The 19,645-nt window shown below is 40.6% G+C and carries 18 protein-coding genes; 8 read left to right on the top strand and 10 right to left on the bottom strand.

Going from position 1 to position 19,645, the window contains the following annotated elements; genetic code table 11:
* Window positions 1–72 precede the first annotated feature (72 nt).
* From frr to rpsB, 4 genes are all read right to left on the bottom strand, one after another.
* On the bottom strand, window positions 73–630 hold the full coding sequence (gene frr / locus IE199_RS16285) for a ribosome recycling factor (protein ID WP_189772694.1): 558 nt from the start codon (window positions 628–630) through the stop codon (window positions 73–75).
* A 24-nt stretch (window positions 631–654) separates the two neighbouring features.
* Entirely contained in the window at window positions 655–1,395 is a 741-nt protein-coding gene (pyrH, locus tag IE199_RS16280; RefSeq protein ID WP_189772692.1) for a UMP kinase, read from the bottom strand.
* A 286-nt stretch (window positions 1,396–1,681) separates the two neighbouring features.
* On the bottom strand, window positions 1,682–2,521 hold the full coding sequence (gene tsf / locus IE199_RS16275; protein WP_189772690.1) for a translation elongation factor Ts: 840 nt from the start codon (window positions 2,519–2,521) through the stop codon (window positions 1,682–1,684).
* 91 nt (window positions 2,522–2,612) lie between these two features.
* Window positions 2,613–3,341: a 30S ribosomal protein S2 gene (gene rpsB / locus IE199_RS16270; protein WP_189772688.1), complete on the bottom strand. Its 729-nt coding sequence runs from the start codon at window positions 3,339–3,341 to the stop codon at window positions 2,613–2,615.
* 403 nt (window positions 3,342–3,744) lie between these two features.
* Here rpsB and IE199_RS16265 point away from each other — a divergent pair, with 403 nt between their 5' ends.
* Window positions 3,745–4,350: a protein-disulfide isomerase gene (locus IE199_RS16265; RefSeq protein ID WP_189772686.1), complete on the top strand. Its 606-nt coding sequence runs from the start codon at window positions 3,745–3,747 to the stop codon at window positions 4,348–4,350.
* A 68-nt stretch (window positions 4,351–4,418) separates the two neighbouring features.
* Here the strand turns inward: IE199_RS16265 and rpsO are convergent, their stop codons facing one another.
* The 6 genes from rpsO to rimP form a co-directional block, all read right to left on the bottom strand.
* Window positions 4,419–4,688 (bottom strand): 30S ribosomal protein S15, encoded by a 270-nt coding sequence (rpsO, locus tag IE199_RS16260; protein WP_189772684.1) that lies wholly within the window; start codon window positions 4,686–4,688, stop codon window positions 4,419–4,421.
* 112 nt (window positions 4,689–4,800) lie between these two features.
* Entirely contained in the window at window positions 4,801–5,748 is a 948-nt protein-coding gene (gene truB / locus IE199_RS16255; protein WP_189772675.1) for a tRNA pseudouridine(55) synthase TruB, read from the bottom strand.
* A complete protein-coding gene (rbfA, locus tag IE199_RS16250; protein ID WP_189772673.1) occupies window positions 5,749–6,135 on the bottom strand; it encodes a 30S ribosome-binding factor RbfA in 387 nt (128 codons plus the stop codon).
* A gap of 81 nt (window positions 6,136–6,216) precedes the next feature.
* Window positions 6,217–8,886, bottom strand: coding sequence for a translation initiation factor IF-2 (gene infB, locus IE199_RS16245; protein WP_189772671.1), 2,670 nt, complete (start codon window positions 8,884–8,886; stop codon window positions 6,217–6,219).
* Window positions 8,887–8,907: 21 nt separating this feature from the next.
* Complete coding sequence (gene nusA, locus IE199_RS16240; protein WP_189772669.1) at window positions 8,908–10,404, bottom strand: transcription termination factor NusA; 1,497 nt, start codon at window positions 10,402–10,404, stop codon at window positions 8,908–8,910.
* Window positions 10,405–10,443: 39 nt separating this feature from the next.
* A complete protein-coding gene (gene rimP, locus IE199_RS16235; RefSeq protein ID WP_189772667.1) occupies window positions 10,444–10,902 on the bottom strand; it encodes a ribosome maturation factor RimP in 459 nt (152 codons plus the stop codon).
* 498 nt (window positions 10,903–11,400) lie between these two features.
* On the opposite strand from rimP, the gene IE199_RS16230 reads away from it, so the two are divergent.
* The 7 genes from IE199_RS16230 to IE199_RS16200 all read left to right on the top strand — a co-directional run bounded on the left by IE199_RS16230 (window position 11,401) and on the right by IE199_RS16200 (window position 19,635).
* The gene (locus IE199_RS16230) at window positions 11,401–13,260 is read left to right on the top strand and encodes an EAL domain-containing protein (protein WP_189772664.1); all 1,860 of its coding nucleotides are present in this window, start codon (window positions 11,401–11,403) and stop codon (window positions 13,258–13,260) included.
* Window positions 13,261–13,518: 258 nt separating this feature from the next.
* Complete coding sequence (gene rsxA, locus IE199_RS16225) at window positions 13,519–14,100, top strand: electron transport complex subunit RsxA (protein ID WP_189772662.1); 582 nt, start codon at window positions 13,519–13,521, stop codon at window positions 14,098–14,100.
* A complete protein-coding gene (gene rsxB, locus IE199_RS16220) occupies window positions 14,100–14,654 on the top strand; it encodes an electron transport complex subunit RsxB (RefSeq protein ID WP_189772660.1) in 555 nt (184 codons plus the stop codon). The genes rsxA and rsxB overlap by 1 nt, the downstream gene beginning before the upstream one ends.
* A gap of 10 nt (window positions 14,655–14,664) precedes the next feature.
* Window positions 14,665–17,241 carry an electron transport complex subunit RsxC gene (rsxC, locus tag IE199_RS16215; protein WP_189772658.1) on the top strand — a complete coding sequence of 859 codons (2,577 nt, stop codon included), beginning with the start codon at window positions 14,665–14,667 and terminating at the stop codon, window positions 17,239–17,241.
* 4 nt (window positions 17,242–17,245) lie between these two features.
* Window positions 17,246–18,295, top strand: coding sequence for an electron transport complex subunit RsxD (gene rsxD, locus IE199_RS16210; protein WP_189772656.1), 1,050 nt, complete (start codon window positions 17,246–17,248; stop codon window positions 18,293–18,295).
* 9 nt (window positions 18,296–18,304) lie between these two features.
* A complete protein-coding gene (gene rsxG, locus IE199_RS16205) occupies window positions 18,305–18,931 on the top strand; it encodes an electron transport complex subunit RsxG (protein WP_189772654.1) in 627 nt (208 codons plus the stop codon).
* Window positions 18,931–19,635, top strand: a complete 705-nt coding sequence (locus IE199_RS16200; RefSeq protein ID WP_189772652.1) for an electron transport complex subunit E — start codon at window positions 18,931–18,933, stop codon at window positions 19,633–19,635. The genes rsxG and IE199_RS16200 overlap by 1 nt, the downstream gene beginning before the upstream one ends.
* Window positions 19,636–19,645 lie beyond the last annotated feature (10 nt).

Below are 19,645 nucleotides of genomic sequence, written 5' to 3'. Positions count from 1 at the left end.
TCCCTGATAAAAATTCAAGATAATAAAAAACGCCGCAGTTTAATACTGCGACGTTATACAATGGATAGTAAATTAAATTTCCATCAATTCAGATTCTTTATCAGCAAGGATAACGTCTACTTGCTTGACAAAGGTATCTGTGATTTTTTGAATTTCATCTTCAGCTTGATGCATTTCGTCGTCACTGATCTCTTTGTCTTTGTTCAGTGCTTTAATGTCTGAATTTGCATCACGACGAATGTTGCGAATAGCGATTTTGCCATTTTCGCCTTCACCTTTAACTACTTTTACTAAGTCTTTACGACGTTCTTCTGTAAGCGGAGGTAAAGGAATACGGATTAATGTACCTTGAGATGAAGGGTTTAATCCAAGATCAGAGGCCATAATGGCTTTCTCTACAGCCGAGATCATGCTTTTATCAAACACAGTCACTGCGATAGTACGTGCATCTGGCACTGAAATATTACCCACTTGGCTTAATGGCGTATCTACACCGTAATATTCAACTGAAATGCTATCTAATAAAGAAGCGTGTGCACGACCAGTTCTTACTTTGTTTAAGCTGTTCTTTAACGCTTCAATACTTTTTGCCATACGCTCTTGCGCGTCTTGTTTAATTTCTTTAATCACGTTGATAATCCTTAGTTTGCTCAATTAAGCTAAATTTTCAGCATGATCTATGGTTGTACCTTCTTCGTCGCCCATGATCACTGCTTTTAATGCACCTGGCTTGTTCATGTTAAATACACGAATTGGCATGCTGTGATCACGTGCTAACGTAAATGCCGCCAAGTCCATTACTTTTAATTCTTTTTCTAATACTTCTGGGTATGTTAAATGGTTATACAATTCAGCTTCCGGGTTTTTAACGGGATCGTCTGAATAAATACCATCAACTTTAGTCGCTTTAAGTACTGCGTCGGCTTCAATTTCAATGCCACGAAGACATGCAGCCGAGTCAGTTGTAAAGAATGGGTTACCTGTGCCCGCACTAAAGATAACTACTCGACCAGATTTTAACAAGCTAATTGCTTCAGCCCAGTTGTAAGTATCACAAACACCAGCCAAGTCAATTGCTGACATTAAACGAGCGTTGACAAATGCACGGTGCAAAGCATCACGCATCGCTAAGCCGTTCATCACAGTGGCTAACATACCCATTTGGTCACCGACTACGCGATTCATACCCGCTTCAGCAAGACCAGCACCTCTAAAGAGGTTGCCTCCACCAATAACTAAACCTACTTGAATGCCCATTTCAACGAGCTCTTTGATTTCTTGCGCCATGCGATCCAAAATTTTAGGATCGATACCGAAGCCTTCATCGCCCATTAAGGCTTCACCACTAAGTTTTAGAAGGATACGACGATATTTTGGTTTTAGGTTTGTGCTCATAAAACAAACATTCCTGTAATGATAAATTGCAATAAATGCAGACAATAAACTAGCTATGGTCGAAGACCGCGGCTATTTTAATCGTTTTTTCACACTATCGAAAGCTTAATATTAAAAAAGCGATTTTATTGATTATTTATTAGTTAATTTGATGGAATTATTCGCGCCAAAAGCCGATATGCTGATGACCGATAAAGAAAATGAATAACACTTTTTATTTATAAAACGCAAAAAAGGTGGCTATTGCCACCTTTTTTAAACAAATTCTTTCGAATTTAAAAGCAGATTATGCACCTTTAGCAGCAGCGATTTGCGCTTCTACTTCAGCAGCAAAGTCTTCTTGTTTCTTCTCGATACCTTCACCTACTTCTAAGCGAACGAATGTAGAAACAGAAACACCTTTCTCTTTTAAGATTTCACCAACAGAACGCTTTGGTTCCATGATGAAAGGTTGACCCGTTAAAGAAACTTCACCTGTGAATTTCTTCATGCGGCCAGAAACCATTTTCTCAGCGATTTCAGCAGGCTTGCCTTCGTTCATCGCGATTTCGATTTGAATAGCTTTCTCTTTTTCAACTACTTCAGCAGGAACGTCTTCTGGATTAACGTATTCTGGCTTAGAAGCAGCAACGTGCATTGCAATGTGCTTAAGAGTTTCTGCGTCGCCTTCACCAGCAACAACAACACCAATTTTTGCACCGTGCTTGTAAGAAGCAAGAGCAGTACCTTCAACGTAAGCTACGCGACGTACATTGATGTTTTCACCAATTTTAGCAACTAGGGCAACACGCTCTTCTTCAAATTGTGCTTGAAGTTCTTCGATTGAAGGCTTAGAAGCAGCAGCTGCATCAGCTACTTTGTTAGCGAATGCTAAGAAGTTGTCATCTTTAGCAACGAAGTCTGTTTGACAGTTAACTTCAACTAAAGCGCCATCTTTAATGATGATTTGGCCTTCAGCAGCGATGTTACCTGCTTTTTTAGCAGCTTTAGCTTGACCAGACTTACGCATGTTTTCAATCGCAAGTTCCATATCACCGTCAACTTCTTGAAGGGCTTTTTTACAGTCCATCATGCCAGCGCCAGTACGCTCGCGTAATTCTTTAACCATTGCAGCAGTAATTGCCATGAGTTAATTCCTCAAATTTTCAGATATGTTTAAATACATTGCCATAAACCTGTTAAGTATTTATGGCAATGTCGCGTTAGAAAAGACTGAATTACTCAGCTTCTACGAAGCCGTCTTTTTCAGCTTGAACAACGATGTCTTTCTCACGACCTTCTAAAACAGCGTTTGCAGCTGATTCAGTGTATAGGCTTACTGCACGGATCGCGTCGTCGTTACCAGGGATGATGTAATCAACGCCATCAGGGTTTGAGTTAGTATCAACTACAGCAATTACTGGAATACCTAGGTTGTTCGCTTCTTTAATCGCAATGTGCTCGTGATCAGCATCGATGATGAAAAGAACGTCAGGTAAACCACCCATGTTCTTGATACCACCTAAGCTCTTCTCAAGCTTATCCATTTCACGAGTACGCATTAACGCTTCTTTCTTAGTTAACGCTTCGAAAGTACCGTCAGTGCTTTGAGTTTCTAAGTCTTTAAGACGCTTGATAGATTGACGAACTGTTTTCCAGTTAGTCAACATACCACCTAACCAGCGGTGGTTAACGTAGTATTGGTCACTCTTAAGAGCAGCTTCTTTGATCGCTTCGCTTGCAGCGCGCTTAGTACCAACAAATAATACTTTACCTTTCTTAGCAGAAACGCCAGAAATGAAAGCTAAAGCTTCGTTGAACATAGGAACAGTTTGCTCTAAGTTAATGATATGAACTTTATCACGAGCACCAAAAATGTAAGACTTCATTTTTGGGTTCCAGTAGCGAGTTTTGTGACCGAAGTGAACACCTGCTTTAAGCATGTCACGCATAGATACGTTTGGCATAATATTTTCCTTTGGGGTTAAGCGTTCATACACCCAATATATTCGACGCTAAATGCGCACCCCGATATATCTTTGCTAGATGTATGTGAGTTTATTTAAAAGTACCTTTTTGGTACAACCAGTCACCGAACTTAAGCAGAAAACAAGTAACTTGTATCCAGACCCAGTTTCAGCGGCGCACTTTATACCACATCCACAGCTTAAATTCTATTGTTATTTTGGATAACACAACGACATAGAACGACTTTTGACACTTTCTATATTTCGTGAATTTACTGGGGACCGTTAAATGGATGTTCGCTGATAAATTTAAAACGGTAGAACTAATACGAGAAAATATTGTACAGAGAACTATGACAACAGTTAAAATAACGCCAATTTTTTAAACGAATAAATAGTTACAATGGCCTTAGAACTTTACTTTATTTACGACAGCCACTGCCCGTGGAGTTACGCGGCAACCCCTTTACTCAATGCAGTCGCACAAGCGAGATCAGATATTAATATTCACACGCTGCACGCTTGCCATTTTGATGGTGATTTTTCAATCGATAATGACACAATTAATCAAGTAAAAGCGTTATCAAATGTAGAATTTTCCAATAACTATATGGAGCAATGTGACAAAAAGTTTAACGCCACATTAGTTGCTAACGTAATGAGCTGGGTTGAACAAAAAGCACAAGGTAAATCGCTAACCTTACTTAATGCAATTCAAAAAGCTATTTTTGTCGAAGGTAAAGCACTGCAGAACGTTGAAGAGCTTTCAGAAATAATAGAGGCATACAAATTGTCGCCACCAGGCAAATGTTTAAAAACTGACGCCATGGCAAAAGAAGCTGAATTCGCTTTAGGTGATATTGACGAAATCCAACAAATTATCGGCACACAAGCTATTCCTGCTCTGCTATTAGCCGTTGACGATGAATTAGTGTTGTTAAATCACAACTTATACATTGGCGCGCCTGAAAAAATAGTCGAAGCGATCGCACTGGAACTAGGCGAATAAATCAAAAATTTATTCTCCAAGATCAAAAAAGGAGCCATTCGGCTCCTTTTTCAATATCAGGACATCGATTAACGACGTAGACCTAATTTAGCGATTAACGCTGAGTAACGCTCAACATCTTTACGCTTTAAGTAGTCTAAAAGCTTACGACGTTGGCTAACCATGCGTAATAAACCACGACGTGAGTGGTGATCATGGATGTGTGCTTTGAAGTGACCTTGTAGGTGGTTGATTTGTGTAGTTAACAAAGCAACTTGAACTTCAGAAGAACCTGTGTCACCTTCTTTAGTCGCATATTCCGCTACGATAGCAGCTTTTTGTTCAGCATTTAAAGACATAATATGTACCTTAATTTTAGTGTTTAACAATCGCGTCAAGCCGAACACTAACTCAGCAAGACGTTCAAAAGAGCGCGTATTCTATCAGTATTTAGCAACAAAGCAATCTAATTTATTGCTCACTGATCACGGTAATTCGTTTAGGAGCCACTAAGCCATTATCGTCGATCACACCGACGCCTATAAACTCTTGTTCATCTTCATGCTCAATATATACCTGCACATTACCTTCAACAGGACAGCTTGACGCTTGAACTGGATTACCATTTCTTAAAAATGATGCACTCATCGGGTCAACAGATACTTTCGGCAAATCAACCACTGCAGTATTCATCGGTAATAACAGTGGATCGAGCAACTCAGATGGTGACTGTTCATTGCCTCTTGCTTGTTCAAGTAAATGTTCAAGTTGTTCTAGCGTTACCATTTTTTCTCTAGGGTAACTTCCAACTGCAACACGTCTCAAGGCAGCAACATGTGCCCCACAACCTAAAAATTCACCTAAATCATCAATAATGGTTCGAATATAAGTGCCTTTAGATACGTGTAACTCAAGATCAACTTCATCACCCTCAAAGCGTAATAAATCGAGCTGAAACACTTCGATTTCACGAGACTCTCGAGGAACTTCAATACCTTCTCTTGCATATTTATACAAAGGCTGACCTTGGTATTTTAACGCTGAATACATCGAAGGTATTTGCTGAGTTTTACCACGAAAGGTGTCTAAAGCTGCTATCAAGGCTGCTTCTGAAACATCAACAGGTTTTGTTGATACCACTTCACCATCGAGATCACTTGTCGTTGTTCTTACACCAAGTTTTGCTGTGACTTGATACGTTTTGTCTGTATCGAGTAAAAACTGAGAAAACTTAGTCGCTTCGCCCAAACAAACAGGCAACATCCCCGTTGCTAACGGATCAAGTGCACCGGTGTGACCTGCTTTTTGTGCAAAGTAAATACGCTTTACTTTTTGCAACGCATTATTAGACGAAATGTCATACGGCTTATCAAGCAGAACAATCCCATTGACTGGCCTGCCCTTTCTGCGTTTTGCCATCTACGCATCACCTTTATCATTTTTCTTTTGTTGATCAGACGCGACCGCTTGATCTACAAGGCTTGACATGCGCACACCTTCAATCATTGATTTATCATAGACAAAGCGTAGTTCAGGCATAATACGTGCTTTTATGCGTTTTGCTAATAAGCCACGAATAAAGCCTGATGCTTCGTTTAACAATTCAATTGATTGTTCAACGTTTTGCCCTTCAAGAGTAAAAAACGTTACATAGATAGTAGCGTAGGCAAGATCGCGCGTCACTTCTACCGCGTTCACGGTGACCATGCCCATACGAGGATCTTTCACTTCGCGTTGAATGATCATCGCCACTTCTTTTTGAATTTCTTGACCTACTCGGTCGGTGCGAGAAAAATCTCTGCTCATAGAAACCCCTTTGAAATACTCAGATAAAAACGGGGGCAAAGCCCCCATTTGATGTAAATTACTTAAGTAAAAGTTAACACATTATAGTGTTCTTTTCACTTCCACTACTTCGTAAACTTCGATTTGGTCACCAACTCTTACGTCATTGTAGTTCTTAACACCGATACCACACTCAGTACCGTTACGAACTTCTTGTACGTCATCTTTAAAGCGACGTAATGACTCAAGCTCACCTTCATAAATAACAACGTTATCGCGAAGTACACGGATTGGATTATTACGCTTGATGATACCCTCTGTTACCATACAACCTGCAATTGCACCAATTTTTGGTGATTTAAATACGTCACGCACTTCAGCTAAACCAATGATTTCTTGCTTGAATTCTGGAGCAAGTAAACCACTCATTGCCTGCTTAACTTCATCAATTAGATGATAAATTACGCTGTAGTAACGTAAGTCTACGCCTTCTGATTCAATCACTCGGCGAGCAGATGCGTCAGCACGAACGTTAAAACCAACAACGATAGCGTTAGAAGCTGCCGCAAGCGATGCGTCAGTTTCTGTGATACCACCAACACCAGAGCCAATGATTTTCACTTTTACTTCATCAGTTGATAGCTTCACAAGAGCGTCTGAAATTGCTTCCAATGAACCTTGTACGTCAGACTTAAGTACCACGTTAACTTCTGATACTTCGCCTTCTGCCATATCAGAGAACATGTTCTCCAATTTCGCTTTTTGTTGACGAGCTAGTTTAACATCGCGGAATTTGCCTTGACGATAAAGCGCTACTTCACGAGCCTTCTTCTCATCTTTAACAACAGTTGCTTCATCACCTGATTGAGGTACACCAGAAAGACCTAAAATCTCTACCGGAATTGATGGCCCAGCAGAATCAATTTGTCTACCTAGTTCGTCACGCATAGCACGTACACGACCGTACTCAAGACCACATAAAACGATGTCACCTTGTCTTAAAGTACCTTCTTGAACAAGGATAGTCGCAACTGGACCACGGCCTTTATCAAGTTTAGATTCAACAACAACACCCGTTGCCATTTGGTCAATAACAGCAGTTAACTCTAATACTTCAGATTGTAACAATACGGCATCTAGAAGTTCATCAATACCTAAACCAGTTTTTGCTGATACATGAACAAACTGTACATCACCACCCCAGTCTTCTGGGATAACGTCGTGTTGTGACAATTCAGTTTTAACACGATCTGGATCAGCCGTTTCTTTATCCATTTTGTTTACAGCGATGATAATAGGCGCATTCGCCGCTTTAGCATGCTGAATAGCTTCAATGGTTTGAGGCATTACACCATCATCTGCCGCTACAACGATAATTACGATATCTGTCGCTTTAGCACCACGTGAACGCATAGCTGTAAACGCAGCGTGACCTGGAGTATCTAAGAAGGTAACCATGCCACCTTCAGTCTCAACATGGTATGCACCAATATGTTGCGTAATACCACCAGCTTCGCCTGCTGCTACTTTAGCTTCACGAATATAGTCAAGTAATGATGTTTTACCGTGGTCAACATGGCCCATAATAGTCACAACTGGAGCACGTGTAATTGCTTCACCTGCATCACCGCGATCTGAAAGTACCGCTTCTTCAAGCGCATTCTCTTTCACTAAAATCACGTTATGACCCATTTCTTCTGCAACAAGTGCAGCTGTTTCTTGGTCAATCACTTGGTTAATGGTTGCCATAGCACCCATTTTGAACATCACTTTAACAACTTCAGCACCTTTAACGGCCATCTTATTTGCTAACTCAGCAACAGAAATAGTCTCACTAATGCGAACTTCTTTCGTTTTTGCTTCAACAGGTTTTTGGAAACCGTGTTTTAAGCTCTTCGGTGCTGATAGTGTTTTCTTCTTGCCCTTACCTATGGTAACTGGCTTTTCTTCCGGCTTTTTCTTTTTCTTACGACGGCGACGATTTCCCTCTTCTTCAGCATCAACAGCATCTTCTGCTTCTTGTGCATACTTAGATGAAGTAACGTGTACAACGTCGTTTTCATGTGCTTTACGTTCAGCTTCTTCAGCTTTCCAGCGCGCTTCATTTTCTTCAGCTAATTTACGTGCAGCTTCTGCAGCAGCTTTTGCCTCAGCTTCGGCTTTTACTGCAGCTTCTTTTTCAGCTTGTTCACGAAGAATACGAGCTTCTTCGCTTTCTACTGGTTCAGACACTTTAGCTTGTTCAATTTCTGCCGCTTTAGCACGAGCTGCCTCTTTAGCTTTGCGATCGGCTTCTGCTTTTGCTTCTGCATCAGCTTTTGCCTTAGCTTCTGCATCGGCTTTTGCTTTTGCTTCTGCCTCAGCTTTTGCTTTCGCTTCTGCTTCAGCTTTCGCCTGAGCTTCAGCTTCTGCGCGTGCTTTTTCTTCTTCTTCCGCTTTTGCTTGAGCTTCAGCAAATTGCTGTTCCTCAAGATCACTGCGTTTTACATAAGTACGCTTCTTACGCACTTCAACTTGCACTGACTTAGCTTTGCTGCCGCTACCAAGTACAAGCGTAGATTTTTTCTTACGGCTTAGGGTCATTTTGCTTGGTTGAGCCGCAGAGTCATCACCATGTTGTTTTTTCAAATGTTCCAACAATGACTCTTTTTCTTGTTCAGTAATATTATCTTGAGCAGATTTTGAAATACCAATATCTGCCAATTGACTAACCAATCTCTCGACCGGTGCACCTATTTCACTGGCAAGTTGTTCTACTGTTACCGATGCCATCTTATTGTGTTCCCCCGGTGATTATTCTTCGTTAAACCAACAAATGTTACGAGCAGCCATGATAAGCTGTCCTGCTTTTTCTTCGTCAAGCTCTTCAATATCTGAAATATCATCAACACCTTGTTCCGCAAGGTCTTCAAGTGTTGCAACACCACGACTTGCTAAAACAAAAGCAAGGTGACGTTCCATACCTTCTAGATTTAATAAATCATCTGCTGGTTCTGCATTTTCTAATGATTCTTCACTTGCAAGTGCTTGCGTTGTTAACGCCGCTTTTGCTCGCTCGCGAAGCTCTTCTACGATGTCTTCATCCATGCCATCAATTTCTAACAGCTCAGCCACTGGTACGTATGCAATTTCTTCTAACGAGGTAAAACCCTCTTCAACCAGTAACGTGGCAAAATCATCATCAATATCAAGCTTTTCAGTAAACAGGTTTAATACCTTGTCATTTTCAGCTTGATGCTTAGCTGTCATATCTTCCACTGTCATTACATTTAGCTCCCAACCTGTTAGGTTGCTTGCTAAACGTACGTTTTGGCCGTTTCGGCCAATTGCCATTGCTAAATTACCTTCTTCAACAGCAATATCCATTGTGCGTCTGTCTTCATCAACAATAATTGATGCAACTTCCGCAGGCGCCATAGCATTGATAACAAACTGTGCTGGATTGTCATCAAATAGCACGATATCTACACGTTCACCGCCAAGTTCACCTGACACGGCTTGTACACGTGAACCACGCATACCAACACATGCACCCACAGGGTCGATGCGCTTGTCATTAGACTTAACGGCAATTTTTGCGCGAGAGCCTGGATCACGAGCAGCGCCACGGATCTCAAGCATTTCTTCACCAATTTCAGGTACTTCAACACGGAAAAGCTCAATAAGCATTTCAGGTTTAGTGCGTGAAACAAATAACTGTGCGCCGCGAGCTTCAGGTTTAATCGCATAAAGTAAACCACGTACACGGTCACCCGGACGGAAAACTTCGCGTGGTAACATGTCGTCACGATAAATAATCGCTTCTGCATTGTTACCTAAATCTAAAATTACGCTATCGCGACTCGCTTTTTTAACAACACCCGTAATTAACTCACCCACTTGATCTTGGTATGAATCAACAATAAGTGCACGCTCAGCTTCACGTACTTTTTGTACGATAACTTGCTTAGCCGTTTGTGTGGTAATACGGTCAAACTTGATTGATTCAATTTGTTCTTCAACATAATCACCAAGTTGGATTTCAGGCTCTTCGTATTGCGCCGCTGCTAGACCGATTTCCGCATATGGATTTTCCATCGGAGCTTCTGAATCTTCCACCACTAACCAACGTCTAAAAGTATCAAACTCACCAGTTTTACGGTCGATTGATACTCTTACGGCAATATCACCCTCATATTTTTTCTTTGTTGCTGTTTCTAATGCTGTTTCCATTGCTAGAAAAATGCTTTCACGCGGTAATGCTTTTTCATTTGAAACGGCATCTACAACCAGTAATACTTCCTTACTCATGCTACTTTGCCTTTATAAAATTCGTTTTCACTACATTGATTAGTTAAACTGTGGGACCAAATTGCCCTTATCTATATTGCTAAAGATAAGTTCATAAGATTCACCGTCTACTACAACGACTAATACATCATTCTCGATCGCTTTTAATTCACCTTTAAATTTACGGCGGCCATTCAGTGGCATGTTAAGTTTGACATTGACCACTTCACCGATAACTTCTTGATAGTGCGCTAAAGAAAATAGCGGTCTATCTAACCCAGGTGACGATACTTCTAAGTTGTATTCCGTACTTATTGGATCTTCTACATCGAGTATGGCACTCACAGAATGACTAACTTCCGCACAATCATCGACAGTAATGCCTTGCTCGTGATCAATAAACACGCGCAAAATAGAATGTTTGCCTGCACTAACAAACTCTACACCTAGTAACTCTTTGCCTGTTGCGTCAACGGCCGGTCTAAGCATTTCTGTTAACTTGTCTTCAAATTTAGCCAATCACTTTCTCCAATTTTCTAGTGTTCAGAAACAAAAAAAGGGCTTTAAGCCCAGCGATAATTCATGCTGTAAGTACTTTATAAAAAGTACAAAAAAACCCCATTACGGGGCCTATTACACTGAAGCCCGCAATGTCTGACGATAACATTATCGTCTATTCGATAAAGTAATAACGAATATGAAAATTTCAATATTCGCCTTCAGTGTTTTTACCGTACCGAAAAAGTTGCCGCCGATTATATAGCGATGACACAATAAGCGCAAGGGACTAACCCCAAAAAGCTAGGAATTTACCGATTAAAATGAATAATTAATAGCAAGTAGGTGCCACACGCCTAACCTCGAAGACATTCAGATGTTAGTATTGTAGAACATTTCATGTTATAACTTTGTTATGTGGCTGTGATTTTAGCGCTAAACGTTTGTCTTTAAAGTAAGTTATGTTGTTATACCAACTCAATTAAATTTGGTATTAGTGGTGAATTTTCAAGGGCTGATATGTATACATTTACACAATTAGTTTTACGCAATATTGCACTAGCTGTTTGTTTTAACATCGCCGTTATGGCCATTGGAAGTGTTTTTCTATCAAGCAATCTAGCCGAAAAGCAAACTTTGTTTGGTCAACAATTAACTACTACAGTCGATAATGTAGACGAACAAACACTGCCCCAATTAAGCCAACTCTGGTTAAACAGCGACACGCTTTCATCATTAAGCATTACAGATTCAACGTCGAAAGCTATCGTTAATCAAACATCTCAACTATCAGCACTTGCTAGTTTATTTGCGCCTACACCAACAAAAATATCAGCCCCTAAATCAAAACTTTCAATCAACTTTCAACTAAATCCAACATCTAGTGTTAACCTCATGTTAGTGGTATTTTCTGTGGTTTTAGTACTTTCGTTGGTACTTGCAATAGTTTCAGCAAGAGTAAGTATTTCACGCTACGGCAATATCGTTACACAGATTAATCAACAAATTAAAATAGCCTTTAGTGATGATAGCGAAATTACTCATCAATTAGCATTTGACTTACCTGAGCTTGAACAAGGTATCAAAGAGATCCAAAGCTTGCTGTCAGGCCACTTAGAAAATACCTCAACGCTTGAAAATAAAGCATACGTAGACCCATTAACCCAAATTGATAATCGAACTCGTTTTGTTCAATCCTTTGAAGCAAAAGATGACAATATGGAGTTTGGTGTGCTGACAATCACACGATGCTCAGAGCTGCAAACAATTAATCAAATTCACGGTTATAAAGAGGGTGATAACTACATTACCCAAGTAGCCAACATTATTAAAAATGAAATAAGCCGGATTAAAGGTGGCGCTGTATTTCGTTTAAATAGTTCAGATTTTGCCTGTATTTTACCCAACGTCACCATTAAAGCAGCAGAGACATTCGCTGATAACTTAACAAACAAATTTAATGATTATCAACGAGCATCAGACTTAGATTCAGTCGGCTATACTGGCTTAGTTGCCTTTACTAGCGATAGTCCTCTGGGCGAATTATTGGCGTTAGCCGATACCGGTATTAGTGTTGCCCAAACAAAACAGAAAAACGCCTGGTACTCTCAAACTGATAGCAGCATTTTAGAAAGCAAAAGTGCCAGTTATGGTAACCAAAGCTGGCGACAAGAGATCGACAGCGTATTAGAAAATCAACGTGTCACCTTGTTAGTACAACCAATTAAACCGAACTCTCGAAATACCAAAGTATATGGCGAATTTTTAGCACGTTTTTTAAATTCTAGTGAAGAAATGTTACCTACCGCATCATTTCTCGCTATGGCGGAAAAGTTAGATAAAATTGTTGAAATAGATCGCATGATTATCGATAAGGCATTTAGCCTAATCAAAGAAAAGAACTTAACTGACCAACAATTTGGCATCAATATTAGTGCACGCTCTATACATGACGAACATTTTCTAATTTGGTTAGAGAGACGACTATTAAGAGACCCTGCAATCAGTTCAAATCTTGTGTTTGAAATTACTGAGTATGGCTTGCAGCAAAACATTAAAACCAGTAAACGTTTTATCGACATGGTGCACCGAGCCGGTGCTCGAATTACCGTAGAGCGTTTTGGTGTAGGCTTAACCTCATTTAAATTTTTCCGAGATCTCAAGCCTGACTTTATCAAAATGGATAGCACCTATACTCGTGATATCGATGAAGATAAAAACAACCAATACTTCCTGCGTTTAATGATTGATTTAGCACACAGGTTAAGCATTAGCGTGTTAGCTGAAAGCGTTGAAAGTCAGGAAGAAAAGTTTACCTTAGAAAAGTTATTTGTTGATGGATGCCAAGGTTATTACTTAGGTAAACCGGAAAAAATTTAGATTATCACCACAAAAAGCTTAAATTTATTGGTTGCTTGATTTTAAAAACTGAAGCACAAATTAAAAATATTATTTCGATTAATCAAGTAGATCAATTCCTTACTCGCAGTAAGGTTGTACGACAAACTTTACTGCTTTTCATAAAACACCCCACTTTTATATTGCATATGCAACAACAAACACTAAGTAAACTATTGTGATTTTTGCTAGAAACGCGGATAATAAGCGGAATTTTATAGCGAAATTTTTCTAATCAAAATGACAGACTACCTATTGCTCCTAATAGGCACAGTATTAGTCAATAACTTCGTCTTAGTGAAGTTTTTAGGCTTGTGTCCTTTTATGGGGGTATCTTCAAAAGTTGAAACTGCAATTGGAATGTCATTTGCTACTACCTTTGTAATGACATTAGCGTCACTACTAAGCTACTTAGTAGATACCTATTTACTTGAGCCGTTATCGCTACAATACCTTACCACAATGACTTTCATACTGGTTATTGCGGTAGTAGTTCAGTTCACTGAAATGGTAGTGCATAAAACCAGTGCTAACCTTTATCGCTCTCTTGGTATATTTTTACCACTAATCACCTCTAACTGTGCCGTTTTAGGTGTAGCGTTATTAAATACCTACGAAAAACATAACTTTTTAGAATCGATAATTTATGGTTTTAGTGCGGCGCTTGGCTTTTCATTAGTGTTGGTGATGTTTTCGGCGATGCGTGAAAAACTGGCCAATGCAGATGTTCCCAAACCGTTTAAAGGTTCTGCCATTGCGATGATCACCGCAGGTTTGATGTCTCTGGCATTTATGGGCTTTACCGGGTTGGTGAAATTGTAATGACTGTATTAATTGCCATTCTTGTTGTTGGGCTTATCAGTTTAGCCTTTGGCGCCCTACTCGGTTTTGCTTCAGTAAAGTTTAAGGTTGAAGGCGATCCGCTTGCTGAACAAATTGACGCGATATTACCGCAAACTCAATGTGGACAATGCGGTTACCCAGGCTGTAAACCATATGCTGACGCTGTTGCCAATGGCGAAGCGATAAATAAATGTGCTCCAGGTGGTGACGACACCATCAAAAAAATAGCTGATTTGATGGGTGTTGAGCCTATAGCTATGGACGAAGCACATGAAACAGACAATACACCAAAAGTTGCCTTTATTATCGAAGAAGATTGTATTGGCTGTACTAAGTGTATACAAGCCTGTCCTGTTGACGCGATTATCGGCACTACCAAACAAATGCACACCATTATTGCTGATGAATGTACTGGCTGTGATCTTTGTGTTGCTCCATGTCCTGTGGATTGCATAGAGATGCGACCTATTCCCCAAACCACACGAAATTGGCAGTGGGATTTAGCTAACATTCCAGTCACACAAATTGATTAAAGAGGAAACGTTGGAAACTGTTATTGAGCGTATAGAACAAGGCCGCTTCTGGCAATTTCACGGTGGTATTCACCCACCTGAAATGAAGTTCTTAACCACAAATAAACCAATTAGAACGGTTTCGCTACCGCAACGACTCGTTTTGCCAATACAACAACACATTGGTGAAGCAGGTGAACTTATTGTTAAGCCAGGTGATTATGTACTTAAAGGCCAGCCGCTAACTAAAACCACAGTACCTTTGGCGGTTCCTATTCATGCCCCAACAAGTGGCACTATAGCAAGTATTGAAAATCATATTATCGCCCATCCGTCTGGCTTGAATGAGATGTCAGTGATTTTAATGCCTGACGGTGAAGACAGATGGCGCGAACGCCATATTGTCGAAAACTACAGCCAATTAGACAAAAATACCCTAGTTGAAAAAATTGCTAATGCCGGTATCGCAGGCATGGGGGGAGCTGGCTTCCCAACCCATATCAAAGTCAATACTAAAGCAAAAATCGACTTTTTAATTATCAATGCCGCCGAATGTGAACCTTACATCACCGCGGATGACTTATTGATGCGAGAACATGCAGCATCTGTAATTGAAGGTATAAAAATACTCGATAAAATTTTAGAGCCAGCGTTTATCCTGATAGGTATAGAAGATAACAAGCCTGAAGCAATTGATGCACTTAACCATGAAATTAAACAGTTTGATAAAATCAAGCTGTGTGTTGTTCCCACCAAGTACCCTACTGGTGGTGAAAAACAGCTTATAAAAATTTTAACGGGTAAAGAAGTACCTTCAGGTGTGTTACCTAGCAGTTTAGGCATTGTGATGCAAAACGTAGGCACTTGCCACGCTATTGCTGAAGCAGTTATTTCTGACACGCCACTGATAAAACGTGTGGTGACGGTAACAGGCCAAGCGTTAGAAAAACCTCAAAACGTATGGGCCTTACTGGGCACCCCAATCGAGCATTTACTGCAAGAGTGCCAGTATCCACAACAACAGAAAAGACATATCATAATGGGCGGCCCAATGATGGGCTTTAGCTTACCAAATACTCAAGTCCCTGTTGTAAAAACCACAAACTGTATTCTAGCGCCAAGTGAAAAAGAAATCCCCGATGCCAATCAAGAGATTGAGTGCATTCGCTGTGGTCAATGTGCCGAAGTATGCCCGGCTCAACTACTTCCGCAAGAATTACAATGGCACGCTAAAGCCAAAGATAGTGAACAACTGACTAAGTTAAACTTGTTTGACTGTATAGAGTGTGGTGCCTGCGCGTACGTATGCCCTAGCCACATTCCGCTAGTTCATTATTACCGAGTTTCCAAAGCTGAAATACGTCAACAAAAGCTACTCGATATTAAAGCAGAAAAGGCAAAACAGCGCTTCGAAGCACGTAAAGCCAGATTAGAACGCGATAAAAAAGCTCGAGAAGAAAAACACAAAAAAGCAGCTGAAGCTCGTCGAGCACGTATGAACTCAGGCACTGAAGAAGCTAACAAAGAAAAATCAGCTGTAGCAGCTGCGTTAGCTCGTGTTCAAGCGAAGAAGGCTCAACAATCAGGTGTTCAAGCTAATACAACAAATGATGATAAAAAATCACAAGTAGCTGACGCTATAGCACGTGCAAAAGCGAAAAAAGCTGGTCAAAGCGCGCCAAATGGTGATGCTGGCGATGATAAAAAACAGCAAGTCGCCGCTGCAATTGCAAGAGCAAAAGCTAAAAAGCTCGCAGCTAAAGAACAAGCAAATGATGATTCAGCAGAAGAAAACATCAACGCAGTAGAAACAAAACCTACTAGTGCACAAGATGATAAAAAAGCTCGTGTTGCCGCTGCGGTTGCTAGAGCAAAGGCGAAAAAACTAGCAGCTCAAGAACAACCAAGCGACGTAGGAACAGACGATACAGGTAAATCACCTGAGACGATATCTAGTACGGCAGAGGACGCTAAAAAAGCACGTATTGCAGCAGCTGTTGCCAAAGCAAAAGCTAAAAAACTAGCAGCAAATACAGAATCAGATGACCAGCGTACAGAAGGTGAAGCAGAAGCAAGCACCAAAGACAAAGATGATGTCATGGCCGAAGCAATTGTTGAACCACCCCAAGAAACATCAACTTCTACGCAAGATGATAAAAAAGCGCGTATAGCGGCAGCGGTTGCCAAGGCAAAAGCGAAAAAACTAGCAGCAAATACAGGTTCAGATGACCAGCGTACAGAAGGTGAAGCAGAAGCAAGCACTAAAGATAAAGCTGAAGTCACCGCCGAAGCTGTTGTTGAACCTATGCAAGAAACATCAACTTCTGCACAAGATGATAAAAAAGCGCGTATAGCGGCTGCGGTTGCCAAGGCAAAAGCGAAAAAACAAGCGGCCAATGCAGATACCGATGTTAAGCAAGTAGAAGGTGAAGCAAAAGCCAGCACCAAAGATAAAACCAATGTCACGGCTGAAGCTGATGTTGAAGCTGCTGGCGAGACATCAACATCTGCACAAGATGATAAAAAAGCACGTATTGCCGCAGCTGTCGCCAAGGCAAAAGCTAAAAAACTAGCAGAAAAAGCACAAAAAGATAATCAAACGAGTTAATTAAATGGCCTATTGGATCGCAAGCTCACCACATAACCATATACAAGACAAAACATCTGCATTAATGCGTCTTGTAATTTACGCCACTATCCCAGGCATTATTGCTCAGTGGTATTTCTTCGGTTGGGGTAACCTAATTCAAATTGGTTTGGCGACCGTAACCGCATTAATTGCCGAGTTTTTAGTATTGTCGCTTCGGGAAAAAAACATCAAAGAGCAATTATTTGATGGTAGTGCAATATTAACCGCCGTATTAATAGGTATCAGTATACCTGCCCTCGCGCCTTGGTGGGTTTCGGTACTTGGCGCTTTGTTTGCTATCGCTATAGTAAAACAACTGTATGGCGGCTTGGGTCATAACCCATTTAATCCCGCAATGGCGGCATATGTAATGTTGCTAATCTCTTTTCCTGTACAAATGACCTTGTGGCAACCTCCACTAAGCTTAATGCATCATCAACTGGATTTTGTTAACACGCTTTCGGTTATTTTCACTAACTTTACCCTAGACGGTTATTCAGTAGAGCAGCTTAGAACACATATTGACGGCTTTACTATGGCTACACCGTTAGACACAGTAAAAACAGCGTTAACTATGGGTAAAACTGTGGAAGAAGCGATGACAAGCCCTGTGATTGGTGAGTACTTTTCTGTAGGTTGGCAATGGATAAATGCGGCCTTTTTATTAGGTGGCTTTGTTTTAATATACAAAAAAGCGATTTCTTGGGTGACGCCAGCTAGCTTCTTAGCCAGTATTTTTGTCTGTAGCTTTATTGCTTTTATGGTTAGCCCTGACACTAACACTTCAACTATGTTCCACTGGTTTAGTGGCGCTACCATGTTAGGGGCATTTTTTATCTTAACTGACCCAGTTTCAGGAGCTACCAGTGTAAAAGGACGTATAGTGTTTGCCGCACTAGCCGGCTTTTTAGTCTTCATCATCAGAAAATATGGTGGTTACCCAGATGCTGTCGCTTTTGCTGTTTTGTTATGTAATATGGCCGCACCGTTAATCGACCAATTTACTCGCCCTAGAACATATGGTCACCAATAAGGAAGTCGTATGAAAAAAGCAATAGAGAGCAACGCCAGAATTCTTGCTGTTTTTGCCATCGCATGTACGGCTGTGGTAGGTATTGTTAACTTATTAACAAAAGACACCATTAACAAACAAGAACAACGCTATTTAATTAAAACACTGTCTCAAATTGTCGACCCAACATCTCACGATAACGATATGACACAAAGCTGCGTCATTATTCAAGATGACACTTTAGGCAGCGAACCACAAAAAGCATACCTTGCTTTTAAGGGTGACACACCTGTCGCTGCTGCGATTACTACAACGGCACCTGATGGTTACAGCGGTAACATTTACTTATTAGTCGCCGTAAATTATCAGAATCAAGTAACGGGTGTACGAACTTTAAAACACCAAGAAACACCGGGCTTGGGCGATAAAATAGAAACAAGAAAAAGTGACTGGATCTTCAGTTTTAATGGCAAAACTATCGAATCGGACGATGACTCTCACTGGGCAGTGAAAAAAGACGGCGGTACCTTCGATCAGTTTACTGGTGCAACCATAACACCTAGAGCAGTAGTTAATGCCACTAAACGCACCTTGCTTTACTTTTCAGAGCATAAACAAACGTTATTTAGTTCAACACAATCTTGTCAGGAGGACTAATGAACATTCCTCAAGAGTATAAAGATTTAACATGGCAAGGGTTATGGAAAAATAACCCTGGTTTAGTTCAACTACTAGGCTTGTGTCCACTACTTGCCGTAACTTCAACCGTAGTGAATGCATTAGGTTTAGGTTTAGCAACCCTGTTTGTTTTAGTATGTTCAAACGCCACGGTATCTGTGGTACAAAAATGGGTGCCAAAAGAAGTCCGTATCCCAATTTTTGTATTAATCATTGCCGCCTTTGTTACCTGTGTACAATTACTAATGAATGCCTTTGCTTTTAGCTTGTACGAATCATTAGGGATCTTTTTACCACTAATCGTAACTAACTGCGCCATTATTGGTCGGGCAGAAGCTTACGCCTCTAAAAACCCTTTAAAACAAGCAAGTTATGACGGCTTTATTATGGGTGTTGGCTTCTTGTTAGTGTTGTTAGCTTTGGGCGCTATACGAGAAGTATTAGGCCAAGGCACCTTGTTTGACGGCGCCGATTTACTATTAGGTTCATGGGCAGCGTCGTTACGAATAGAAGTATTTGCCTTAGACAATCAATTTTTATTGGCTATATTGCCACCAGGTGCCTTTATCGCCATGGGCTTTTTAATCGCCTTAAAAAATAAAATTGATGCCAGCATTGCAGAAAAGCAACCGAAAAAAGCTGAACAATCTATTGAACGTGTAAGGGTAAACTTCGACAGTTAACGGCCAACAC

It is taken from the genome of Thalassotalea marina, assembly GCF_014656435.1.
Taxonomy (GTDB): Bacteria; Pseudomonadota; Gammaproteobacteria; order Enterobacterales; family Alteromonadaceae; genus Thalassotalea_C; species Thalassotalea_C marina.
Note: the sequence above shows the minus strand (reverse complement) of the source record. Positions and strands in the feature narration are given on the sequence as shown.